This window comes from Nakamurella sp. A5-74 (assembly GCF_040438885.1).
Taxonomy (GTDB): Bacteria; Actinomycetota; Actinomycetes; order Mycobacteriales; family Nakamurellaceae; genus Nakamurella.
The window spans coordinates 2,412,367-2,434,666 of the sequence record NZ_CP159218.1 but is presented as its reverse complement, the minus strand read 5'-3'; the positions used below and the strand labels follow the sequence as shown (position 1 = coordinate 2,434,666).

Annotated in this window: 20 protein-coding genes, 1 tRNA gene and 3 pseudogenes; 19 read left to right on the top strand and 5 right to left on the bottom strand. The window is 67.9% G+C overall.

Going from position 1 to position 22,300, the window contains the following annotated elements; translation table 11 throughout:
- Window positions 1–12 precede the first annotated feature (12 nt).
- From ABLG96_RS11170 to ABLG96_RS11150, 5 genes are read left to right on the top strand one after another with little or no spacing between them, the layout of a single operon-like run.
- Window positions 13–813 carry an ABC transporter ATP-binding protein gene (locus ABLG96_RS11170; protein ID WP_353647466.1) on the top strand — a complete coding sequence of 267 codons (801 nt, stop codon included), beginning with the start codon at window positions 13–15 and terminating at the stop codon, window positions 811–813.
- The gene (locus ABLG96_RS11165) at window positions 810–2,018 is read left to right on the top strand and encodes a M20 family metallopeptidase (protein WP_353647465.1); all 1,209 of its coding nucleotides are present in this window, start codon (window positions 810–812) and stop codon (window positions 2,016–2,018) included. Before ABLG96_RS11170 ends, ABLG96_RS11165 begins: the two co-directional genes overlap by 4 nt.
- Entirely contained in the window at window positions 2,015–3,100 is a 1,086-nt protein-coding gene (locus ABLG96_RS11160) for a P1 family peptidase (protein WP_353647464.1), read from the top strand. Before ABLG96_RS11165 ends, ABLG96_RS11160 begins: the two co-directional genes overlap by 4 nt.
- 51 nt (window positions 3,101–3,151) lie before the next feature.
- Entirely contained in the window at window positions 3,152–4,636 is a 1,485-nt protein-coding gene (locus tag ABLG96_RS11155) for an aldehyde dehydrogenase family protein (RefSeq protein WP_353647463.1), read from the top strand.
- Complete coding sequence (locus ABLG96_RS11150) at window positions 4,633–5,442, top strand: SDR family oxidoreductase (RefSeq protein ID WP_353647462.1); 810 nt, start codon at window positions 4,633–4,635, stop codon at window positions 5,440–5,442. The genes ABLG96_RS11155 and ABLG96_RS11150 overlap by 4 nt, the downstream gene beginning before the upstream one ends.
- A 253-nt stretch (window positions 5,443–5,695) precedes the next feature.
- Here the strand turns inward: ABLG96_RS11150 and ABLG96_RS11145 are convergent, their stop codons facing one another.
- On the bottom strand, window positions 5,696–7,090 hold the full coding sequence (locus ABLG96_RS11145; protein ID WP_353647461.1) for an aspartate aminotransferase family protein: 1,395 nt from the start codon (window positions 7,088–7,090) through the stop codon (window positions 5,696–5,698).
- Window positions 7,091–7,278: 188 nt separating this feature from the next.
- On the opposite strand from ABLG96_RS11145, the gene ABLG96_RS11140 reads away from it, so the two are divergent.
- Window positions 7,279–8,169 carry a DUF6676 family protein gene (locus ABLG96_RS11140; RefSeq protein WP_353647460.1) on the top strand — a complete coding sequence of 297 codons (891 nt, stop codon included), beginning with the start codon at window positions 7,279–7,281 and terminating at the stop codon, window positions 8,167–8,169.
- A gap of 61 nt (window positions 8,170–8,230) precedes the next feature.
- Here the strand turns inward: ABLG96_RS11140 and ABLG96_RS11135 are convergent, their stop codons facing one another.
- On the bottom strand, window positions 8,231–8,896 hold the full coding sequence (locus tag ABLG96_RS11135) for a DUF6636 domain-containing protein (RefSeq protein WP_353647459.1): 666 nt from the start codon (window positions 8,894–8,896) through the stop codon (window positions 8,231–8,233).
- A gap of 98 nt (window positions 8,897–8,994) precedes the next feature.
- On the opposite strand from ABLG96_RS11135, the gene ABLG96_RS11130 reads away from it, so the two are divergent.
- From ABLG96_RS11130 to ABLG96_RS11115, 4 genes are all read left to right on the top strand, one after another.
- Entirely contained in the window at window positions 8,995–9,699 is a 705-nt protein-coding gene (locus tag ABLG96_RS11130; protein ID WP_353647458.1) for a DUF998 domain-containing protein, read from the top strand.
- Between the two features lie 229 nt (window positions 9,700–9,928).
- Window positions 9,929–11,278, top strand: coding sequence for an NAD(P)/FAD-dependent oxidoreductase (locus ABLG96_RS11125; protein WP_353647457.1), 1,350 nt, complete (start codon window positions 9,929–9,931; stop codon window positions 11,276–11,278).
- 10 nt (window positions 11,279–11,288) lie between these two features.
- Window positions 11,289–11,810, top strand: coding sequence for a MarR family winged helix-turn-helix transcriptional regulator (locus ABLG96_RS11120; protein WP_353647456.1), 522 nt, complete (start codon window positions 11,289–11,291; stop codon window positions 11,808–11,810).
- Window positions 11,811–11,815: 5 nt separating this feature from the next.
- Entirely contained in the window at window positions 11,816–12,367 is a 552-nt protein-coding gene (locus tag ABLG96_RS11115) for a hypothetical protein (RefSeq protein ID WP_353647455.1), read from the top strand.
- A gap of 115 nt (window positions 12,368–12,482) precedes the next feature.
- Here the strand turns inward: ABLG96_RS11115 and ABLG96_RS11110 are convergent, their stop codons facing one another.
- Window positions 12,483–13,649 carry an endonuclease/exonuclease/phosphatase family protein gene (locus ABLG96_RS11110; RefSeq protein ID WP_353651470.1) on the bottom strand — a complete coding sequence of 389 codons (1,167 nt, stop codon included), beginning with the start codon at window positions 13,647–13,649 and terminating at the stop codon, window positions 12,483–12,485.
- A 305-nt stretch (window positions 13,650–13,954) separates the two neighbouring features.
- On the opposite strand from ABLG96_RS11110, the gene ABLG96_RS11105 reads away from it, so the two are divergent.
- Both ABLG96_RS11105 and ABLG96_RS11100 read left to right on the top strand, forming a co-directional pair.
- Window positions 13,955–14,398: a DUF5709 domain-containing protein gene (locus tag ABLG96_RS11105; protein ID WP_353647454.1), complete on the top strand. Its 444-nt coding sequence runs from the start codon at window positions 13,955–13,957 to the stop codon at window positions 14,396–14,398.
- A gap of 13 nt (window positions 14,399–14,411) precedes the next feature.
- Complete coding sequence (locus ABLG96_RS11100; protein ID WP_353647453.1) at window positions 14,412–15,344, top strand: acetamidase/formamidase family protein; 933 nt, start codon at window positions 14,412–14,414, stop codon at window positions 15,342–15,344.
- A gap of 18 nt (window positions 15,345–15,362) precedes the next feature.
- Here ABLG96_RS11100 and ABLG96_RS11095 read toward each other — a convergent pair whose 3' ends face one another.
- Window positions 15,363–15,743: a Rid family hydrolase gene (locus ABLG96_RS11095; RefSeq protein ID WP_353647452.1), complete on the bottom strand. Its 381-nt coding sequence runs from the start codon at window positions 15,741–15,743 to the stop codon at window positions 15,363–15,365.
- A 144-nt stretch (window positions 15,744–15,887) separates the two neighbouring features.
- On the opposite strand from ABLG96_RS11095, the gene ABLG96_RS11090 reads away from it, so the two are divergent.
- The 6 genes and pseudogenes from ABLG96_RS11090 to ABLG96_RS11065 form a co-directional block, all read left to right on the top strand.
- Window positions 15,888–16,400 (top strand): DinB family protein, encoded by a 513-nt coding sequence (locus ABLG96_RS11090; RefSeq protein WP_353651469.1) that lies wholly within the window; start codon window positions 15,888–15,890, stop codon window positions 16,398–16,400.
- Window positions 16,401–16,506: 106 nt separating this feature from the next.
- Window positions 16,507–16,589, top strand: a tRNA-Leu gene (locus tag ABLG96_RS11085).
- 317 nt (window positions 16,590–16,906) lie between these two features.
- Entirely contained in the window at window positions 16,907–17,293 is a 387-nt protein-coding gene (locus ABLG96_RS11080) for a helix-turn-helix domain-containing protein (protein WP_353647451.1), read from the top strand.
- Between the two features lie 75 nt (window positions 17,294–17,368).
- Window positions 17,369–18,457 carry an IS630 family transposase gene (locus tag ABLG96_RS11075; RefSeq protein ID WP_353647450.1) on the top strand — a complete coding sequence of 363 codons (1,089 nt, stop codon included), beginning with the start codon at window positions 17,369–17,371 and terminating at the stop codon, window positions 18,455–18,457.
- Between the two features lie 8 nt (window positions 18,458–18,465).
- A complete protein-coding gene (locus ABLG96_RS11070) occupies window positions 18,466–19,497 on the top strand; it encodes a PIN domain-containing protein (protein ID WP_353647449.1) in 1,032 nt (343 codons plus the stop codon).
- Between the two features lie 209 nt (window positions 19,498–19,706).
- Window positions 19,707–19,979 (top strand): annotated as a pseudogene (locus tag ABLG96_RS11065) (ISL3 family transposase); the annotation flags it as partial.
- Window positions 19,980–20,121: 142 nt separating this feature from the next.
- On the opposite strand, the pseudogene ABLG96_RS11060 reads toward ABLG96_RS11065, so the two are convergent.
- Window positions 20,122–21,337 (bottom strand): annotated as a pseudogene (locus tag ABLG96_RS11060) (IS3 family transposase).
- Here ABLG96_RS11060 and ABLG96_RS11055 point away from each other — a divergent pair.
- A pseudogene (locus ABLG96_RS11055) lies at window positions 21,300–22,052 on the top strand (cation-translocating P-type ATPase); the annotation flags it as partial. The pseudogenes ABLG96_RS11060 and ABLG96_RS11055 sit on opposite strands and share 38 nt — an antisense overlap.
- Window positions 22,053–22,300: the final 248 nt, after the last annotated feature.

Below are 22,300 nucleotides of genomic sequence, written 5' to 3'. Positions count from 1 at the left end.
ACCGACGACGCGATGATCGAACTGCAGGGCGTCAGCCGGACATTCCACAGCCGCGGCCGGGAAGTGCAGGCGTTGCAGGACGTCTCGCTGAGCATCCCGCGAGGGTCGGCCTACGGCATCGTCGGCGAATCGGGATCCGGCAAGTCGACGATGATGCGGCTGATCGCCGGTCTGGACACCCCGTCCGCGGGTCGGGTCACCGTCAACGGGACGGACATCACCGGCCTGCCGGAGCGACGCCTCGGTCCGCTGAGGCGCAGCCTGCAGGTGGTGTTCCAGGATCCGATGGGGTCGCTCGACCCCCGCATGCGGATCGGCCGGATCGTCGCCGAACCGTTGGTGGCGCAGGGACATGCCGATCCGGCCGCCCGGGTGCGGGAGGTGCTGGGTCAGGTCGACCTGGATCCGGAGATCGTCAACCGGTACCCGCACCAGTTCTCCGGCGGACAGCGGCAACGCATCTCGATCGCCAGAGCCATCGCTCCGGACCCGGAGATCCTGGTGGCCGACGAGGCGGTGTCGGCGTTGGACGTCACCGTCCGGGCCCAGATCCTCGACCTGATCGCAGACATCGCCGCCGCGCGCTCGTTGACGCTCGTGTTCGTCTCGCACGACCTGTCGGTGGTACGCAGGGTGTGCGACCAGGTCGCCGTCCTGCAGCGCGGGCGGATCGTCGAGAGCGGCCCGGTGGCGGAGGTCTACGACCGACCGCAGCAGGACTACACCCGGCAGCTGCTCGCAGCCGTTCCCGACCTGCAGCAATCGCTGGCCCTGGCCCGCGCCCGGCAGGACAACCGTGAGAGGAACCGATGACCCAGCAGTCCCCGGCACAGCATGTCGAGCCCGACACCGCGGCGGCGGTGGCCCTCACCCAGGAGCTCGTGCGGTTGCGGACGGTCAACGCCCGCGATGCCGTCGAGATCGAAGCTCCCGCCGCCCGGGTCGTGGAATCGGTGATGCGGGGCTTCGGCTGGGACGTCTCGGTCCAGGAGGTCGCTCCCGGTCGACCCAACGTGGTCGGAGTGATCACCGGCACCTCTGCTGGCCGGACGCTGATGTTCGAGGGTCACACCGACGTGGTCACGGAAGGTGACCCGGCCGCCTGGTCGTTCGACCCGTTCAGCGGCGACATCGTCGACGGCAGGTTGCTCGGCCGCGGCTCGGCCGACATGAAGGCCGGGGTTGCCGCGATGATCCACGCGGCCCGCGCCGTCGAGCTCGGCGGATTCCGGGGTCGAATCATCGTCGGCGCCCTGTGCGACGAGGAGGAGATGATGATCGGCGCAACCGCTTTCGCCGCCTCTCCACTGGCGGCGGGTGTCGACGGCGTCATCGTCTGCGAACCCGAGGAAGGGGAGATCTGCGCCATCTCCAAGGGAGCGATGCGGGTACGGATCGGCGTCCTGGGCAAGATGGCCCACGGCGCCATGCCCCAGCACGGCCGCAACCCGATTCCGGCGGTCGGCCGGATCCTGTTGGGACTACAGGAATTGGGCGAGCAGATCGCGGCGGGACTCGGCTCCCACGAGTACCTCGGCGAGTTCTACCTGACGCCGACCGTCGTGCAGGCGGGGACGATCGAACAGATCAACGTCATCCCCGCCGTCGCCTCGATCGCCGTCGACATCCGCAGCATTCCCGGCGCCGACCACGGCGCCGTGGTGCACCTCATCCGGCGGCTCACCGAACAGATCACCGACGAGGCAGGTCTCGGATCAAAGATCGAGGTCCTCGTCGACCGACCCGTCGTCGACACCCCGCACGGCGCGCCGGTGGTGGCGGCACTCGCGGCCGCACACCTCGACATCACCGGCCAGCAGCCGGTTTTCGGGGGAGTGCCGGGTACCACCGACGGCACCATCCTGAGCCGGGATGCGGGTCTGAGCACCGTCGTCTACGGACCGGGCGGCAAGTGGATCGCCCACCAGGTCGACGAGTTCGTCGCGGTCAGTCAGATCGAGGAGGCGACTCGCGTCTACGCCCGCGCCGCCCAGCTGTTCCTGGCCGAGGAAACATGAGTACCGGCCGGCTCGGCGCCACCAACCGGTTCGTCGACGTGGCCGGGATCCAGGTCGGGCACCATACGGCGGTCGGTGACGGCTGGCTGACCGGCACGACGGTGATCCTGGCCCCGCCGGGCGGGATGACGGCCGGTGTCGATGTCCGCGGCGGTGGACCAGGGACGCGGGAGACCGACCTGCTCGACCCGGTCGCCTCGATGGAACGCATCGATGCGATCGTGCTGACCGGCGGCAGCGCCTTCGGGCTCGCCGCAGCGTCCGGCGCCGCCGAGGAGCTCGCGGATCTCGGTCGTGGCTTCCCGTTGGGCTCCGCGCCCGACGAGGTCGTGCCGATCGTCCCGGCGGCGGTGCTGTTCGACCTCGGCCGCGGCGGTCGCTTCCGGGCCACTCCCGGCGAGGAGTTCGGTCGGCTCGCGGTCCGCGACGCGCTCCGGGGCGATGCAGCAGAACTGGGTTCCATCGGAGCCGGGACCGGAGCCGTGGCTGCGCACCTGAAGGGCGGGTTGGGATCTGCATCGCAACTCGTCTGCGGCAAGTACACGGTGTCGGCACTGATCGCGGTCAACGCCGTCGGTTCGCCGGTCGATCCCATCACGGGCCAGCTGTCCGGGACGAGTCGGTTGCTGGTCGGTGACGGAACCGATCTGGGCGTGTCGCTCAGTTCCCCCGAACCCACAGAGGTGCCCGACGTGGTCGCCTGGGGGCGGCCTCGTCGGCCGGTACCGAACGCCGACCCCAATGCGCAGGCCATCCAGAACACCACCATCGGCGTGGTGGCCACCGATGCCCGGCTGTCGAAGGTGCTGTGCACCAAGATGGCGTCGATGTCGCACGACGGTCTGGCTCGCAGCCTCGACCCGATCCACACGATGTTCGACGGCGACTCGATGTTCGGCATCTCCACCGGCGCGCACGAGGTCACCGATGTGGAGGAACTGCACGAGATCCTTTGTGCAGCAGCAACTGTCACCACCCGGGCGGTGACCAGGGCGATGCTGTCCGCCCGGACCACCGAGACCACCGCCGGCCGCTGGCCGGGTTACCTCGATCTCGCTCCCAGCCTGGAGCTGAAACGGTGACGCCCACCCCGGGTGGGGCAGCATGACACGAGAGGGAGGACGCTGATGTCCATGGATGACCCATCGAACCCGAACGAAGTCCCTGCCGCGGTACGGGCACTGATCGCGCCCACCGACCGGCTGCCGGTGGGGGACAGCGGCATCACCGTCGCGGCCACCCGTGACGTGCGTTTCCCCTTCGACGACTCGGTCGTCGCCACGTCGCCGCTGGGTTCGGCGGCCGATGCCGTCGCGGCGATCGACGCCGCTTCCGGAGTCCGGGCCACGGTCGCCGGCCTGCGAACCGGTGTCCGGCGCGCTGTGCTGCAGGACGTCGCTGCGCTGGTCCGCGAACACCGCGAAGCTTTGGTGGATCTGCTCGTCCTGGAGACGGGTAAGCCGCTGGTCGACTGCCGGGTGGAGGTCGACCGCACGATCCTCACCTGGTCGCTCGCCGCCGAGGAGCCCGCCCGGCTGCACGGTGAGACCGTGCCGGTCGATCTGTTGCCCGGTTCGGAAGGTCTGATCGGCTATTTCACCCGCCGTCCTGCCGGGGTGGTCGTCGGGATCGCCGGGTTCAACTACCCCCTGATGCTGGCCTCCCACAAGATCGCGCCGGCGATCGCCGCCGGTTGTCCGGTGATCGTCAAGCCCGCACCGGCAACGCCGCTCGCGACGCTGTGGCTCGTCGACCGGATCCGCGAGGTGCTGGCCGCGCACGACGCACCGGTGGCCGCCGTCCAGCTGGTGACCGGAGAGGCCGACGTCGGGGTCGCCCTCACCACCGACCCTCGGGTGGCCGTCGTGTCCTTCACCGGGTCGGCCACTGTCGGTCATGCGATCGCCCGCGCCTGTGCCCCGCGCAAGGCGGTACTGGAGCTGGGATCCAATGCGGCGCTGGTGATCTGCGCCGATGCGGACCTCGACCGTGCCGTCGACGCGGTGCTGCGCGGCGGGTACTACGCCTCCGGTCAGGCGTGCATCTCGGTTCAGCGCCTGATCGTGGAGTCCGCGGTGGCGGACGAGGTCCGCCGCCGCATTCTGGCTCGGCTGCCGGAGGTTGTGGTCGGGGATCCGCGGCAGGAGACGACCAGGGTGTCCGCCTTGATCGACGCGCGGGCCACCGATGCCACGCTGCAGCGCATCTCCGACGCGGTGGACGCCGGGGCGCAGGTGCTCGCCGGTGGCGAACGGCGGGGGAGCGCGATCGCGCCGACCCTGCTCGCCGGGGTGCCGTCGTCCGCGGAGGCCTGGGAGCAGGAGATCTTCGCACCGGTCGTGGCCCTGCGTGAGGTCGCCGATGTCGACGAGGCGTTCGCGGTCGTCAACGATTCCCGCTACGGCCTGCATGCGGCGGTGTTCACCAGCTCGCTGGCCACCGCGCACCGCGCCATCGACATCCTCGAGGTGGGTGGTGTGGTGATCAACGATGTGCCCGGTTTCCGTTCGGACGCGATGCCCTACGGCGGCGTGAAGGATTCCGGGATCGGGCGCGAGGGTCCGCACTGGGCGGTCGAGGAGTTCACGGTGACGAGGATGGCGGTGATCAGACCATGACGGACCTGACAACCACGGTGGGATCCGACGGCGGGAGCGGGCCGGACTACCGGTCGTTGTTCGACCTGACCGGAAAGCGCGCGCTGGTGATCGGTGCGGGCGGCATCGGTGCCGAGGTGGCCGCAGCGCTGGCCGCGCACGGTGCGCTGGTGACGGCCGCCGACGTGAACCTGGAGACCGCGGAGCGCACAGCCGACCGGATCGGCGGGCAGCACCTCGCGCTGGACGTCACCGACCCGGAGGCGGTGGCGCACCTCGCGGCCCGCGGAACACCGGACATCCTGATCAGCACAGTGGGCGCGAACGTCCGCAAGCCGTTGGCGCAGTATGCCGATGCCGAGTTCGACCGGGTCATCGACCTCAACCTGCGCAGCGTCTTCCACCTGGTGCGGGCCTACGGTCCGCGGATGGCAGCGAACGGCGGCGGGTCGTTCATCGCTTTCTCGTCGATCCGAGGCACGACGGTGGAACCGGGACAGGGCGTGTACGCGGCGGCGAAAGCCGGTCTGGTGCAACTGATCCGCACCGCAGCGGCCGAGCACGGCCCGGCCGGGGTGCGGTTCAACGCCATCGCGCCGGGAGTGGTGGCCACCGAGCTCACCGCCCAGATTCGGGCCGACGAGCAGTGGAACAACGCCTACGCCACCAAGAGCGCGCTGGGTCGTTGGGCCCGGCCCGACGAGATGGCCGGTGCAGCAGTGTTTCTCGCCTCCGACGCCGCCACCTTCGTGACCGGTTCGGTGCTGGCCGTGGACGGCGGGTGGACCGCGATCGACGGCCGGTTCGACCCCTTCGCCGCTCGCTGAAGGGATCAGGGCTCGCGACGAGACCATCCGGATCGGGACGGGATCTCGACTCCTGCGTCGCTCGATCACCTTTCCTCAGGTGGTCGAGCAAGCGAGGAACGAGCGCGTCGAGACCATCCTTATCGGGACGGGATCTCGACTCCTGCGTCGCTCGATCACCTTTCCTCAGGTGGTCGAGCAAGCGAGGAACGAGCGCGTCGAGACCCCGACCACCCAAAGTTTCCTGGGCGAGATCCGTTGTCCAACCTCGAGCTCAGGTGGCAGCGGCAATCGCCTGGTCGATGATGTCCAACCCCTCGCGCACCTCGTCCGCAGTCGAGATCAGCGGCGGCGCGAGGTGCATCCGGTTGCCACCGATGATCGGCCACAGGCCGCGTTTGCGGCACTCGGCACCGATCGCGTTCATCGGCGCCATGGCCGCACCGGAAGCGTTGAACGGAACGAGCGGGGTGCGGGCCACCGGATCGCTGACGAACTCGATCGCCCAGAACGCCCCGCGGCCGCGGACTTCGCCGACGGCGGCGTGCTTCTCGGCGATCGCGGCGAGACCGGGAGCGAAGACCTCGGCGTCGAGGGTGCGGACGTGCTCCATCAGACCGTCGCGCTCGAATACCTCGTAGGTGGCCAGGCCGACGGCACAGGCCAGCGGGTGGCCGGAGTAGGTCAGCCCGCCCGGATACGGCCGGTCGCCGAAGGTCTCGACGATCCGGCGGTCCATGATCACGCCGCCCAACGGGACGTAGCCGGAGTTGATGCCCTTGGCGAAGGTGATCAGGTCCGCGCGGACGTTCTCGTGCTGGACTCCGAACCAGTCGCCGACCCGGCCGAAGCCGACCATCACCTCGTCGGAGATGTACAGGATGCCGAACTCGTCGCAGAGGGCCCGGACACCCGGGAGGTAGCCCGCCGGCGGGACCAGCACCCCGGCGCTGCCGACCACCGGCTCCAGGACGATGGCGGCAATGCTCGCCGGGTTCTCGAACTCGATCGTCTGCCGCAAGTGCGCGAGCGCGCGTTCGGTCTCCTGCTCGGGTGAATCGGCGTGGAACGCGCTGCGGTACGGGTACGGGCCGGTGAAATGGACGACGCCGCCGATCGTCGGCTCACTACCCCAGCGGCGGGGCTCGCCGGTGAGTGCGGCCGACCCGGCGGTGGCGCCGTGATAGCTGCGGTATGCGGCCAGGATCTTGTGCCGACCGGTGTGCAGCTTCGCCATCCGGATCGCGTGTTCATTCGCCTCGGTGCCGCCGTTGGTGAAGAACACGTGCGAGAAGCTCTTGCCGGCTCGCTCCACCGTCATCCGCGCCAACGCTCCGCGCACGTCGTTGGCGAACGCCGGTTGCACCGTGGCGAGCCGCTCTGCCTGGGCGTGGATCGCCGCGATCAGGTCCGGGTGCGCGTGGCCGAGGTTCAGGTTGACGAGCTGGGACCCGAAATCCAGGTAACTGTTGCCTGCGTAGTCGAAGAACCGTGCCCCGTTGCCGCCGGCGATCGGGGTGGGATCGATGGCGTTCTGGGCCGACCAGGAATGGAACACGTGTGCTCGGTCGTCGGCCCTGGTCGCGGTGTCGACCGCCGGGTCGGTCACCGGACCGCGCACCGGCTCTGCAGCCAAGAGCGTCTGCCGGGAAGTTCCGGTCACCGTCATCGCACAACCTCCTCGTCGAGGGTCGCCCGGCTCCGGGGACCGGACCCAGTATCGCGCTGCAACCGGCGGGGCGGGGCGGGAGCCCCGCGCACCGTGCGCGCGAGCAGCGCGGCGCGGGTCGTCCGCCGGGGATACTGGACCTGCCGACGCGGCTCCCGGGGTCGGCTCGACGATCCGGAGGTGTAACCGTGCCGACGAACCTGCTGCGACGTCTGCTCACACTGCTGGCGGTGCTGGTCGTCACCCTCTCGTTGGGGCTGCTGAGCTCCGGTCCGGCATCAGCGAAGGGCCTGGCCCTCGCGGACGGCGAGATCATCGGCGGGATCACGGTCGCCACGGCTGCCGACGACCTGCGGGACGACGGGGTGGCCGCCATCTCCACCTCGATCCAGGCATCCGCATTGGCGCCGATCGTGGCCGACGCCCGCAGCAGGCATCTCGAGTTCGGGGTGCTCGTGACGGGCATCGAGATGAGCCAGGCCAGTTGCAATGACCTTGCCGGCGCGCTCAGTGCGGCAACCGGTCTGACCGTGCTGGTCTTGACCCCGGAAGCCGGGAAGGCATCGAGCTCCACGTTGTCGGCGTCCGTCCTGACCGATGCCCAGGATGCCGCTGCCGTGTACGGCACCGACGACGTTGCTGCGGCGAGAGCGTTCGTGGCGAAGGCGACGGAGCGGTCCAGCGGGCCCTGGATGCTGATCGGTGGGGTGGTCGTCGTCATCGTGATCGCGCTGCTGGGATGGGCCTGGTCCAGGCGTCGCTCGCGGGACCGGGCCGGTCATCACCTGGAGGAGTTGACTGCTGCTCTGCAGCAGCGCTCTACGGCGCTGGCCGATGAGATCCTCGGGTTGTCCGAACGCGTCGAAGTGCTCGGACGTCCCGATCTGGAAGCCCGTTTCGACCAGGCCGGCGCGGACTACAGCCGGCTGCAGGAGACCCTCGGCCAGGCGGTGACCGATCGCGGCGCGGTCAACACGGCCGCGACCGCGTTGAGCGATCTCGAACGCCGACTGGACCAACTCGACCGCGAGGTCGACGCGCTGGCTCCCGGCATCCAGCCGCCCTCACCTGCGGGCTGACCGCGGGCTGAGCACCGGGTGACCGCGGGCCCACGCCGACCCAGTGTTGGTTCCCGCTGTGTCAGCGGACTTCGTAGCTCGCGCGGGAGAGGCGGAATCCGTGGCCGAGGTCGTCGGTACACCGGATCCCGTCCTGACTGCTGGTGCAGGTGATGCTCCCGACCCGGGTGCTCGAGCCGTAGGCGAGCACCGCCACGGCGGGATCCAGCACGGTGTCGGAGGCGCACTGCATCGCGGCTTTCCGCCCACGGTCCAGCGCGATCGATTGTCCCCAGTCGCCGATGTCGTTGCAGTCGTGCTTCTCCGTGATCGCACTCTCGCCGAGATCACACCGCACGCTCAGGCCCTCCTCGATGACGCAGCCGATGTTGCGGGAGGGCGACTGGAAGCGATCGAGGGTGAAGTTCCGACCCGTCGACGTGCTGGGTGCCGGGGTGCCGGACGGGGTTGCCGACGTGGTTGACGGCCCCGCTGTGGCACCGCTCGGCCTCGTGTCCGGAGTCCCGGACGATCCGGGCCCGGTCGGTTCCGACGCCGGAGCGGTGCTCGTCTCCGCGTCGGGGGTGTCGGGGATGGCGTTCGGGGCGACGACCGAGATGGTGGTCGACGGCGCAGCTCCATCTCCCACGGCTGAACCGGCGACGCTCGAGCAACCGACCGTCAGCAGCGTGCACAGGATCATCGGAGCCATCCACCCGCGGGGCACCCGGACCAGGGGAGTTCTCATGACGGAATGGACGCACACAGCGGGACTCGGTTCCGTGCCGACCGCCGAGACTCGCGGCCCGTCGACGGGTCGAACAGACAGCTGGGCACAATGATCGGGTGGGCACGCAGCAACGGTCGATCGCGGAGCGCAGGCGTTGGTACCTCGCCGGTATCGCGAGCCTGCTGCTGAGCTACCTGCTGCTGATCGCCCTGCAGATCCTGGAGCACGACTGGCTGCCGCCCCGGATCTCCATCTCCCAGTACGGGTTGGGGCCTTGGGGATGGATGTTCTCAATGTTCCTGCTGGGTTTCTCCCTGGCACCACTGCTGTCGAACCGGGCGGTGCCGAACGGGCGGGTCGTGCGCGTGCTGCTGGTCATCGGGGTGCTCGGCTGCCTGGTGATGGCGTTGGTCCCCACGGATGCAGGTGGTCTGCAGCAATCGGTCACGGCGAAGGTGCACATGGGCGGCTCGGTGCTCGGACTCAGTGGGACGCCTCTCGGCACGGCCGGAGCGCTGCTGCGGCACCGCAGGGTTCCCGCCCCGGTACCGCTGGTGCTGGCGACGATCTCGATCGTGGGGATCTTGCTGCTGCTGGTCACCGCAACCGGCGTGGACACCCTGGGTCTCGGGCAGGAGACGTCCTGGGCGATCTGGCAGACCGTTGCCGCGCTCGCTGACCTGGTCATGGTCGGGGTGCTGGTGTTCGCCCATCGCCCGGATCCGGGCGATGCGCCGGCCGAGCACGGATCCTCCGACGACATTGTGCAATCCCGACGTCCCGGACCAGCCCCTGGCACCACCGCGGCGCATCAGGGATAGTGACGGAGCCGACACGTGAGTCCGCTCATAGTCGGCGGAGGGACGTGCGTGGAGCGGCTGACCCGGTGCACGAGTACCGGACCGGACGCCCTAGCGTGGTACGTGCGCCCGCGGCTGTGACGACGGGTGCCACCACATGAGTTGTCACTGCCGAGCCCAATGCTGTGCCGGCTCAGTCCGGCTGCCGTCCCTGACGGTGACCGTCGGACCGCACTGAACGAGGGATTCCATGACCGACCAGACCGCTTCCACCCAGCCGACTGCTGCAGCCGTCCGACCTGCTTCCGCGCGTCGTCGACCGCACGTCGCCGTCGTGGGTGGCGGGTTCGCCGGGCTGGCGGCCATCAAGGAACTGTCGAAGTCCGACGTGGACGTCACCCTGATCGACCGACACACGTACAACACCTTCCAGCCGTTGCTCTACCAGGTCGCCACCGCGGGTCTGAACCCCGGTGACGTGACCTATTTCCTGCGTGCGACCCGGATGAAGCAGCGCAACGTCAGCTTCCGGCAGGGCGACGTCATCGACGTCGACTCGGTGAACAACGTCCTGCACTTCGCCGACGGCGGCGCGATGGATTTCGACTACCTGATCCTGTCCTCGGGTGCCACCACCAACTACTTCGGCACGCCCGGCGCCGAGAAGAACTCGATGGCGATCTACACCCGCGCCCAGGCCCTGCAGCTGCGCGACAGGATCTTCACCAATCTGGAGCATGCCGCTGCGGCCTCCACCGGTGAGGATCTGACCATCGTCGTCGTCGGCGCCGGTCCGACCGGCGTCGAGATGGCCGGCGCGCTCGCCGAGCTGCGCAACGACGCGATGGCGGTCGTGTACCCGGAGCTCGATCCCCGCCGGACCCACATCGTGCTGTTGGAGATGGGCGACAAGGTGTTGGCACCGTTCGCGCCGCGCCTGCGCGAGTACACCGCCCGCTCGCTGCGTGAGCGGGGCGTCGAGGTACGTCTCGGCACCGCGGTCAAGGAGGTGCGTGAGGACGGCGTCGAGCTCGGTAACGGCGAGTTCCTCAAGGCCGCTGTGATCATCTGGGCGACCGGTGTCGCGGTGCCCAAGGTCGTCGGCAGCTGGGGCCTCGAACAGGGTCGCGGCGGCCGGCTGGTGGTCGGTGACGACCTGCGGGTCAAGGGACTGGAGCACGTGTTCGCCTGCGGCGACGTGTCCATCACCCCGGAGCCCCTTCCGCAGCTCAGCCAGCCGGCGCTGCAGCAGGGCAAGCAGGCCGCGAAGAACATCGCTTCGCTGGTGATCGGCCGGACCACGGACCCCTTCGTCTACAAGGACAAGGGCACCATGGCCACCATCGGCCGCCGGGCCGCGATCGCCGACATCAAACTGCCCAAGGGCAAGTCGCTCAAGGTCACCGGCAGCCTGGCCTGGCTGATCTGGATGTTCGTGCACATCCAGAACCTGCTCGCCAACCGCAACCGGCTCGCAACCTTCATCAACCTGGCCACCAAGTATCTGGCCCCCTCCCGCCGGACGAACCCGATCGTCGGTGACGTCCCGGTGTTCGAGCAGCGCCAGCGTCCTGACTTCGAGCTCGCCGAGAAGTCCTGACCGACCCGCGGTGACGAACGGTGAGCCCGGACTCGCTCCGCCGGTGGCGGATCACGATCCGGCGTGGCTGTCCGTCCTGGAACAGCAGGCCTGGCGCGCAGCGTTGATCCTGCGCGGACCGCTGATGGCGGAGCTCGGACGGCGACTGGCGCACCACTCAGGATTGTCGATCGCGGACTACGACGTCCTCGTCGCGCTGAGCGAGGTCGAATCCGGGACCATGCCGGTCAGTGAGCTCCTGGCGGCCACCGACTGGGAGGCCAGCCGGATGTCGCACCAGCTCACCCGGATGCAGAAGCGCGGCCTCCTGCGGCGTCGCACCAGCAGACTCGACGGCCGGCGCTCCGAGGTCAGCCTCACCCCGGAAGGTGCGCGAAGCATCAGGGCGGCCGCTCCGATGCACGTGAAGGATGTGCGGGAACTGCTCATCGACCGGCTCGAGATCCGTCATCTCGAAGCGCTCGCGGCGATCACCGCTATCGTCGAAGGCCAGGGCATCCGCACCGGCGGAGGTACCGACAGCGGGGAGTGAATGCCGTGAGTGCACCAGGGTCGTCCGCAGTTCCCGAAGGATCGCGGGCCGACAATGGTGTTCCGGACCGTGCTCTTCCCACCCGTCCGTTCGAAGAACCGACGCTGCTGGAGGGTGAGGTGCTCGACGGACCCGCCGGATTCGGTGGCGCCGGTGGCAGGGCCGGCGTGTTCGGATTGTTCACCACGCTCAGTTCCCTGTCCGGTGGGCGTGACGTGCGGCAGCTGTTGACGACACCGTTGCGCTGGTTGGCGATCCTGGTGCTGATCCCGTCGTTGGTGAGCGGACTGCTCGGCTTCGCCATCGATTCCGGTGGCGGCAGGGTGCTCGCCTTCGTCATCGCCGTGATCGGGGTCGTCGTCGCCGGGATGCTGGAGTTCCGCCGCCGCGCGATCGTCGGGCCGGAGCGGGTGTCCACCACCCGCACCACGCCCTTGACGAGCATCCCGAAGGTGTCCGGTCTGCTCGGCCTGGTGTTGCTGTCGCTGATCACCATGGCGGTGGCCATGGGCTTCGACCTGCTCGCTCTGCTGCTCTTGCTCTTCGGCGCCTGGTAGCCGGCACCAGTCCGGCGTCGCTCGATCACCGGACCCCCGGTGGTCTCCTTCGACTCGTTCCTCCCTCAGGACAGGGAGCAAGAGCGAGGAACGAGCGCGACGAGACCCCGTCAGATCAACAGCCCTGCTGACGCCCGACCGCCACGTCCACCCACACCGAGCGGTGATCGCTGGTCGGGAACGGGAACGCGCCGGTGAGGCGGTACAGCGGATCCGTCGTAGTGGGCCAGAAGATCCCGGACCCCTTGATGCGCAACGACTTCGAGGGCAGCACGTAGTCGGCGCGCAGGTTGCCGGGACCGGGGACGTCCGAGAAGTCCGCGGTGTCGTAGCGTGGGTCGCTGAGGTGGGCGGCGTTGGCGCCGCCCTGCAGGGTCGCTGCCTCGGGGCCACCGGCGGACTGCGGCTCCGGGTCGGTCAGGCGCGGGTTGTCGAGCAGTTGCTGGATCGCGCCCGGGACCGAGTCGCCGTCCCGCGGATCGCTGTTCTGATCGCCCATGATCACGAATGAGGACCCGGGCCGCAGACCACCGCGACGTCCGCGATCGTCGTAGAGGTAGCCGGCCCTACGCCCGCCGGTGATGTAGTCGGCCCACAGCCGGATCTCGTCGTGGTTGCGAGTGCCGTTGCGATCTTCCGCGCCGTCGAAACTCGGCGGTGTCGGGTGCGAGACGAGCACGTGCACGGTGTTGCGGCCGATGCGGACCGGTAGGTCCCAGTGCGATTTGCTGGAGAGTCGCAGCACCGCCTGCTCCTGCGGTGAGTACCAGTCACGGGGCGCTGCGGTGGCCGGGTCGTCCGGGAGCAGCGCACCGGGCATGTCCTTCCACAGGAACTTCTGGAACGTCCGGATGTTGCGGCTGTCGATCGGATACTTGGAGTACACGACCATCCCGTACTGGCCGGGGAACAGGCCGAAACCGAACGCGTCGCCGCCGCCGCCGACGGTGCCGTTGTTGTTCAGGTCGAATCCGCTGGGCACACCGGTGTTGACTTGGGCGGTCCAGCTGTAGCGGTAGTCGATCGGCTTCGCGCCGTGGTGCGGAATCTGCAGGTAGTTCCGGCTGAAGTCACGGACTGCCGAACCGTCCGCCACGTAGTCGAACTCGTTGATCAGCAGCACGTCCGGCCGTTCCCGCTGGATCACCTCGGCCACCGCGGCCGCCTGGGCGTTGTCACGGTCGGCGAGATCTCTGGAGAGTTCGCCGGCAGCGTTGCGGTTGAGGCTCGCGTTGTAGGTCGCGAAGCGCACCGTCGGCGCGTCGTGTCCACGGTGCGCGATGCCGGCTGCCGGCGCGGCCGTGTGTCCTGGCCCCGCGGCCGCCTGGGCCGTCGGTGTGAGCGTCAGCGCGAGTCCGACGGCACAGCTGACGACGGCGGCACGGCGGGACAGAGGCGAGGCTGTACGGAGCACGTCCGAACACCTTTCGTCGGGGTGATTGCCCGGATGCGGGCCCAGACGACGCTGTCACAGGTGGCGGATGACCGCTCGTCGGCGAGGGCGAATTCCGCGTGAACGGGGCACCAGGCAGACTGGTAACGACTGCCGCACCAGGTAGATGAGAGCATGCGAGGAGATGAGTGGCGATGGCCGACGAGGGCTACGGGACGACCGACAACTTCGAGCCGGGCAGCGAGGGCGCTGCCGGCGACGGGGTGTCCGAGCAGTTGACCCAGGAGGATCAGCTGCTGGATCGCGGCGTGGAGGACCTGCTCGACGAGGGTTACTCACCGCCCGACCGCGAGCCGTCGGTCAACGTCCCCACCCAGGCAGAGGAAGAGGCGGGGGAGACCCTCGACGAACGCCTCGCCGAGGAGGAGCCGGAGATCTCCGACGCCGACGTGGACGGCATGGACGACTCCTACGGCGCGGGTGACCGCCGCGCCGGACGACTCACCGACGACGAGTCCGACGGCATCAACGACATCGAGAAGGACGCCGTCGCCGACGACGTCGGCATTGACGGGGCGGGTGCCACCGCCGAAGAAGCTGCCGTGCACGTGATCGACGAATCCTGGCCGGAGAACTGACCGGGACGCAGCGGTGAGCGTGCATCGGATCGGGCCCACGCCTGCGACCACGACCGATCACTTCTCCCGCGACACTCCGCCGGTGCTGACGGTGGATCCGGGCGACACGATCGTTGTCGGGTCGCTGGACGCGTCCGGATACCTGGAGCGCCAGCAGACGCCCGGCGAGGCCCGGCCGCGGATGTTCGATGACCAACGGGGTCATTGCCTCACGGGTCCGATCGCTGTCCGCGGCGCCGAGCCCGGGTCGATGCTGGCGCTGTCGATCCAGTCGGTGCACCCGGGCCCCTGGGGCTGGACCCTCGCTGCTGCCCGCGACAACTGGCTCAACCGTCGGCTGGGTCTGGCGGATGCCGCGCCGAGCTGGTTGTTGTGGGACCTCGACATCGGAGCTGACACGGCCACCGATCAGTACGGCCACCGGGTGGCGCTCGATCCGTTCCTGGGCGTGATGGGTACGGCGCCGGCGGAACCGGGCGAACACTTGACCGTGCCGCCCCGGGCCGCCAGCGGCGGCAACATCGACTGCCGCAGTCTGGGTGCGGGTTCGGTGCTGTACCTGCCGATCAACGTCCCCGGTGCGCTGCTGACCCTCGGCGACGGTCACGCCCGGCAGGGCGACGGCGAGGTGGGTGGGACGGCCATCGAGTGCCCCATGACCACCACCGTCATCGTCGACGTGGTGAGTGACCCGGTGATCCCCGAGATCCATGCCGAGACACCGGCCGGGCGGATCACCTTCGGATTCGATGCAGATCTGAACGAGGCGACGGCGCAGGCCCTGGAGGCAATGCTCGGGTGGATCGGCGTGCTCCATTGCCTTGATACTCCCGCCGCGCTGGCACTCGCGAGTGCCGTCGTCGATCTGCGGGTCACGCAGGTGGCGAACCAGGTCTGGGGAGTGCACGCCCTGCTGCCGGCGGGTGCAGTGCGCGGGAGCAGGTGATGTCGATCTGATCGCTGCTCAGGCCGGGTGGTACGCAGTCATCCGGATCGAGACGAGCACGCCGGGGATGACGGCCCCCAGCTTGGCCACGGAGCGGGTGGGCGGGTTCTCGGGGAACGCCGCCGTCCACTCCTCGTTGAGGCCGGCGAAGTCGTTCGGATCTGCGAGCAGTACCCCGACCTCGACGACGTCGGCGAGCGATGCTCCCGCCGCGGCCAGGATCGCAGCGCAGTTGATGATCGACTGCCGGGTCTGTTCCCGGATGGTCGGTCCCGCGATCGCCCCGGTCGCGGCGTCGATTCCGGCCATCCCCGACGTCCAGATGAACCCACCTGCCCGCGTGCCTTGGTTGTACAGCGGGGAAGCGGGGCTGTCGCCGGTGATGATGATGTCGGGCATGATGCAGATCCTGTGCCTGTTCGCGGGCAGTGTCCACTGTGCCGGCCCACACTCCCGAGGAGTCCCGTGACGCGGTCCGCCGACACCGAACCCGCCGACACCGAACCCGCCGACACCGAACCCGACGAGACCGAACGCGCCGACATCGAACCCGACGACAAGGACTGGACCTGGGTCCTGACACAGCCGTGCCCGGCGTGCGGATTCGATCCGGCTGCGCAATCCCCCGCGCAGGTGGGCGAGTTGCTGCGGAGCGCGGTCCCGCGATGGGCGGCCGTGCTGCAGCGCGAGGAGGCACGTCGACGTCCGCGTCCTGAGGTGTGGTCACCGCTCGAGTACGGCTGCCACGTGGTCGACGTGTGCGTGCTGTTCGACGAACGCCTGCGGGCCATGCTCGCGCAGGACGGCGCCGAGTTCTCGAACTGGGACCAGGACGAGACAGCGCTGGCGGCCAGGTACGGCGAGCAGGACCCGTCCGCGACGGCTGCCCGGTTCGCGGACGCGGCCGGCACCCTGGCGGACCGCTTCGACTCCGTGCAGGGTGAGCTGTGGAACCACCGCGGCGTCCGCAGCAACGGATCGGAGTTCACCGTACGGACGTTCGCGCAGTACTTCTGGCACGACATCCAGCACCACCTGGCGGACGTCGAAGGTTGACCGGCGAACGCCGGCGCATGGGCAGCGAGGGCGCTCGCCGTGTTCTGACCATCCTCACCGATCGAGTAGCATCGACAGGTCGCTCGGCAACGGGTGCGACACCTGAGTCCGGGTGGCGGAATGGCAGACGCGCTAGCTTGAGGTGCTAGTGCCCGCAAGGGCGTGGGGGTTCAAGTCCCCCTCCGGACACTACTTCGACCTGCGGTTATAGGCTATTGTGGCCCATGGGATCGGGGATTTGGCCCATGAGATCGCAGCTCTCTTGCAGTTTCGGCCTCAAGCTCCGAATAAGCTTGACGGTTGAGAGACAAGCTGTGGGCGCGAGACGGGTTCGATGAACGCCAATCGGCTCGCGCCAAGGTGCTGTGGTCGTCGATCTAGCAGGTTTCGATTCTTTCGCTTAGCGTGGTGTCATGGCTTCGCCCACTACTTCGACTGAGCAGCCGGTCTTGCCGCCGACCGTTGGCGGCTCGCGTGCGGAGATCACTCACCTCCAAGCCTTGGTGTTGAGTAACCCGACGCATCTGACCCTGACGAGCGGTGACGACCACGCGCCGCTGCCGAGCGAGGTGGTCGACGTGCTCAGTCAGGCGCTGGCGGCACTGGCCAGGGATCAGGCGGTGACGATCCTGCCGACTGCAACGCTGCTGACCACTCAGCAGGCTGCAGACATCTTGGGTGTTTCCAGGCCGACGATCGTCAAGATCCTCGAGGCGGGGGAGATCCCGTTCGTGACGCCTGGACGGCACCGTCGCATCCAGCTTGCCGACCTCGTCGCCTACCAGCAGCGCAGCAGGCAGCAGACAGCTGAGGCCCTCGACGAGTTGATGAAGGACAGCGCCCAGTACTACCTGGAGACTGCGTCAGCGGACGACGAGTCCGCTGTCCGCTGACGACATCATCGTGAAGGTGCGCGCGGTACTAGTGTCCTGCGCCAGTAATCCGTTGTCAGCGGGTAGAATTTGGGTATGACGAGGGGTCGCCCGATGGCGCTGCTGGAGTTGACCGGGGAAGAGTCTGAGCAGTTGCGGCGGTGGGCTCGGCGGGCGAAGTCTTCGCAGGCTCTGGCGTTGCGCTCGCGGATCGTGTTGGCCTGCGCATCTGGGCTGAACAACACTGAAGTGGCTGCGCAGGAGCGGGTTGCCAAGCCCACGGTGGGCAAGTGGCGGGCTCGGTTCGTCGAGTCCCGGCTGGACGGTTTGGTGGACGACCCCAGGCCCGGCAAGCCGCCCACGATCACCGCCGAGCAGATCGAGGACGTCGTGGTCGCCACCTTGGAGTCCACCCCCAAGCATGCCACCCACTGGTCGAGGTCGAAGATGGCCGAACGTTCGGGTCTGTCGAAGTCGACGATCGGGCGGATCTGGAAGGCGTTCGAGCTCAAACCACACCGCGCCGACGGGTTCAAACTGTCCAACGACCCGCAATTCGTCGCCAAGGTCTACGACGTCATCGGTCTGTATCTGAACCCGCCGGAGGCTGCGGTGGTGCTGTGCGTGGACGAGAAATCGCAGGTCCAGGCCCTGGGCAGGTCGCAACCGGCGTTCCCGATGATGCCCGACATGCCCGAGAAACGCACCCATGACTACGTTCGCAACGGCACTACGAGCCTGTTCGCGGCGTTCAACACCGCAGACGGCACCGTCATCTCCAGCCTGCACCGTCGGCACCGAACCATCGAGTTCAAGAAGTTCCTCACCAAGATCGACGCCGAAGTGCCGGCAGATCTGGCCGTGCACCTGGTCTGCGACAACTACGGCACGCACAAGTCGCCGGCGATCAAAACTTGGCTCACCGAGCATCCAAGGTTCCACATGCACTACACCCCAACCTATTCCAGCTGGATCAATCAGGTCGAACGCTTCTTCGCCTACGTCACCGGGGACCTGCTGCAACGCAGCCACCACGACACCGTTGCGCAACTGGAAGCCGACATCCGCACCTGGATCAAGGATTGGAACACCAAACCCAGACCGTTCATCTGGACCAAAAGCGCCGACGAGATCCTCAACTCCCTCGGACGGCTATTGCAACGCATTACTGGCGCGGGACACTAGATGCTTGTGTGCTGATCCCCATGCCGTTGGCCGACACGTTGCTGCACCTGGCCGAGGGTGGACACTTCGAGCCGACCTGGTCGGCCGAGTTGTTGGACGAGACCCGGCGCAATCTCGGCAAGTTGGGTGTGAGTCCCGAACGCGCGGCCCGCCGGATCGAATTGATGCAGAAGGCGTTCCCGTGGGCCGTGGCAGAACCGCCCGTCCAGCTCGTCGATGCCATGACCGTTCACGAGAAGGACAAGCACGTTGCGGCCGCCGCCGCCGTCGTGGCTGGCGCAACCCACATCGTCACCGAGAATCTGAAGGACTTCCCGGTCGACGCGTTGCTGCCCTACGGGATCACCGTCATCCATCCAGACGACTTCACGCTCGAACTGTTTGACGCGGACCCAGTCGGTGTCTTCGAAGCGGTGGACCAGCAGCGCCGACGTTTGAGAGCACCGTCTGTGACCGTAGAACAGTTTCACCTTGCGCTGGCGCGCAATGTCCCGCAATTCGCTGCGGAGCTTTCGGCATTGGCCGGCGCAGGGGAGACCCCTCCGAAACAGGTGACCGCGTTGGACATGCCCATGCCGATCGAGTTCAAGTCTCCGGAAGAGCTGAGCGAGGCGTTTTTCCCCGGCGGTACACCAGATGCTCTGACGCCGGAGGGTGTTGTCGCCCTCTGGCACGCTTCACTAGTCCTGTTCGATCATCCAGAATCTCTCGAGATTCTCAGAAAGCTGAGCTACGACCCTGCTCACTGGGGCGACTACACAGCCGTCCCCCTGATGATCGAAGGACACTCATTGGCACAGGGCCGCCATCCCGATCTCGAACGCCCGGATTTCCTCTGCTACTTCAAACTCATCGAGACCGATGTCGGCGGGCAGGTGTTCGCGGAGTACGTCATTCAGGATCCAATCCTGTGGGTGATGCTTGCTCGACACGATGTGTTCGACCCGTGGAGGGTTCTCGCCATCGGCCGTCAGCCGTGGGTCGACGTTCCTGGCGATCACGGTGGTCCGGGGTCGCTTGCAGAGGGCCGCGGTGGGTGAATCAGGCACCTGTCTCCGGTTCATGACTGAAGTTTGACAAGCGCATGGCTCAGTGCGGCTTCGTACAGCGACTGGAGAGTAAACCGGCTCTTCGCAATCGACGGTGTAGGTCCTGACTGACCGGCGACGCCCGGGGGTGGCTGCTGGTGGGTGTCGAGGTCTTCCGATGATGGAGGTTCTCACACCAGTCCAGCAGGAAGACCTCGACGATGCCCGACTCTACTTTCACGACCCCTGATGTGACCACGTTCGCCCGGCTGGATGGTCTCGGTCTGCGCGTGGTCGGCCAGTTCATAGAGCCGGGCCGGGTTGTGTTGGAGTGCTGGGTCACAGCCGATGACCGAACCTGCCGGCGGTGCGGCCGCCCAGGAGTGTTGCGGGACAGCGTGACTCGCCGGTTGGCGCACGAGCCGATGGGTTGGCGCCCGACGGTGCTGCTGGTCTGGGTGCGGCGTTACCGCTGCGAAGGGTGCGGGCATGTGGGCTCTTGGACGTTGACCGGGGCGCTCTGAGGTAGGGCTCGTGGCCCGCGCATGCTGTTGGTCTCTCACAACGTCCAGCAGCGAAGGCCACGAGCATGGATCAGAGTAGTGCTGAACCGCCCCGGCTAGTCCGGAGGCTTCCTCAAACGGGAACCTCAGCGGGCTGCTGGGTCCCAAGTGCAGCGTAGTGATGCTCCTCCATCTCGACGGGTGGAAGGTCGAAGTTGTAGGAGTGCAGCCGGCGATAGTTGAACCAATCGACCCACTCCGCAGTGGCCATCTCCACGGCGTCCGAACCGCGCCACGGCCCACGCGGTTTGATCAACTCGGTCTTGTACAAGCCGTTCATCGTCTCAGCCAGCGCGTTGTCGTAGGAGTCGCCCACCGACCCCACCGACCCAGCAATACCAGCCTCCGCCAGCCGCTCCGAACAGCGAATGGACGTGTACTGCGAGCCCCTGTCGCTATGTGCCACAACAGATCCGACGTCCCGACCTGCGTGCTGCCGGGTCCACACCGCCTGCTCCAACGCATCCAGCACCAGCTGCGTCGACATGCACGTCCCGGCCCGCCAGCCCAGGATCCGTCGGGCGAACGCATCGGTCACGAACGCCACGTACACCCACCCCGACCACGTCGACACGTAGGTGATGTCGGCAACCCACAGCCGGTCCGGCACTGCCGGGGTGAAGCGGCGCTGCACCAGATCCTCCGGCCGCTGCGCTGTGGGGTCCGGGATCGTCGTGCGCTTGACCTTCCCGCGGACCGCGCCGGCCAGGCCCGCATCGCGCATCAGCCGCTCCACCGTGCACCTGGCGACCGGGATGCCTTCCCGGTTGAGCTGCAACCACACCTTCCGGGCCCCGTACACCGCATAGTTTTCCCGATGAACCCGGCGGATCTCGTTGGACAACAACGCATCCCGCAAGATCCGGGGCGACGGCCGGCGGGCCATATATTCGTAGTACGACGACGGGGCGACCTGCATGCCGTGCTCGGTGAGCACCCTGCAGATCGGCTCGACACCCCAGCGCAGGCCATCCCCATCACGCCGGCCGGCGTGGGTACGGATGACTCAGCGATCACCGGGAAGGCCGGTCGAGCTCGGCCGCGAAGAAAGTTGACGCCGCCTTCAAGATCGCGTTCGCCCGCTTCAACTCCGCGTTCTCACGCTTGAGCCGACGCACCTCCGCCGACTCCTCCGACGTCGTACCTGGCCTGGCGCCAGCGTCGACCTCCGAGCGGCGAACCCACTTCCGCACCGTCTCCGGAGTACCGACCCCGAGCAGCTGCGCCACCCGCGCCATCGCCGCCCACTCCGACTCCGTCCGCGAAGGTCGCGGCATCTTCGACAACATTCGCAAATTCCTTCGTTACCTGTTGTCGTCCAACATGGGTGAGGTCCTCACCGTGTTCCTGGGCGTCGTCCTCGCCGGCGTCATCGGCCTGTCAGACGGCGGCACAGCGTTGGTCCTGCCTCTGTTGGCCACCCAGATCCTGTGGATCAACCTCGTCACCGACTCTGCCCCCGCGTTGGCCATGGGCATGGATCCCGAGACAGAAGACGTCATGGCCCGACGCCCCCGGCGACTCGACGAGCGCGTCATCGATGCCCGGATGTGGATCGGCGTCGTCACCCTCGGTCTGGTGATGGCCGTAGCCACCCTGACAACCATCGACCTGAACGTGCCCGGGGGACTCATCGAAGGCACCGACGACCTCGCCACGGCACGCACCGCCGGGTTCACCGAGCTGGTCCTGGCCCAGCTGTTCAACTGCCTCAACGCCAGATCCGAGACGGCCAGCGCCTTCAGCCACCTGTTCGTCAACCGCTGGCTGTGGATCGCCCTCGGCGGATCAGTGGTGCTCCAGGTCGCTGTTGTGCACATCCCGTTCCTCAACTCCGCCTTCAGCACCGCACCTCTCAGCTGGACGCAGTGGCTGAGCGCCGTCGCGATGGCCAGCACCGTGGTGTGGGCAGCTGAGCTCCGCAAGTTGGTGCTGCGTAGTGTCGACCGACGGAGCAACGATCGACTGCCGAGAGTGCAGTCCAACCACCCGCGTAGCCAATGAGCGCTCATCACTGGCAGTCGGCACTGCACTTGACGCCGATCGCCGTCATCTGCTCGGCGGTAGCCGTCAGTGCCGCAGCAGGCGGGCACCTCGCGGATCAGTCCGGTCAGCCACGGCATCGCAGGTACGTCTGTGTCGTGGCTGTGCGTTTCTGCTCCATGGTGGTCTTGCCCGGCTCGATCTCAGAATCCGGCAGCAACCGTGGGTGGGCATCCCGGCACCGGCGTGCCCGTCGATCACCCGGTGGA

What these genes read in the sequence shown, in the direction of transcription:
- ABLG96_RS11105 (WP_353647454.1), top strand. Translation starts at nt 13,955, where the DNA reads ATGGCCGACGAGGGCTACGGGACGACCGACAACTTCGAGCCGGGCAGC.
- ABLG96_RS11155 (WP_353647463.1), top strand. Translation starts at nt 3,152, where the DNA reads ATGGATGACCCATCGAACCCGAACGAAGTCCCTGCCGCGGTACGGGCA.
- ABLG96_RS11150 (WP_353647462.1), top strand. Translation starts at nt 4,633, where the DNA reads ATGACGGACCTGACAACCACGGTGGGATCCGACGGCGGGAGCGGGCCG.
- ABLG96_RS11095 (WP_353647452.1), bottom strand. Translation starts at nt 15,743, where the DNA reads ATGCCCGACATCATCATCACCGGCGACAGCCCCGCTTCCCCGCTGTAC.
- ABLG96_RS11135 (WP_353647459.1), bottom strand. Translation starts at nt 8,896, where the DNA reads ATGAGAACTCCCCTGGTCCGGGTGCCCCGCGGGTGGATGGCTCCGATG.
- ABLG96_RS11160 (WP_353647464.1), top strand. Translation starts at nt 2,015, where the DNA reads ATGAGTACCGGCCGGCTCGGCGCCACCAACCGGTTCGTCGACGTGGCC.
- ABLG96_RS11145 (WP_353647461.1), bottom strand. Translation starts at nt 7,090, where the DNA reads ATGACGGTGACCGGAACTTCCCGGCAGACGCTCTTGGCTGCAGAGCCG.
- ABLG96_RS11075 (WP_353647450.1), top strand. Translation starts at nt 17,369, where the DNA reads ATGACGAGGGGTCGCCCGATGGCGCTGCTGGAGTTGACCGGGGAAGAG.
- ABLG96_RS11170 (WP_353647466.1), top strand. Translation starts at nt 13, where the DNA reads ATGATCGAACTGCAGGGCGTCAGCCGGACATTCCACAGCCGCGGCCGG.
- ABLG96_RS11165 (WP_353647465.1), top strand. Translation starts at nt 810, where the DNA reads ATGACCCAGCAGTCCCCGGCACAGCATGTCGAGCCCGACACCGCGGCG.
- ABLG96_RS11125 (WP_353647457.1), top strand. Translation starts at nt 9,929, where the DNA reads ATGACCGACCAGACCGCTTCCACCCAGCCGACTGCTGCAGCCGTCCGA.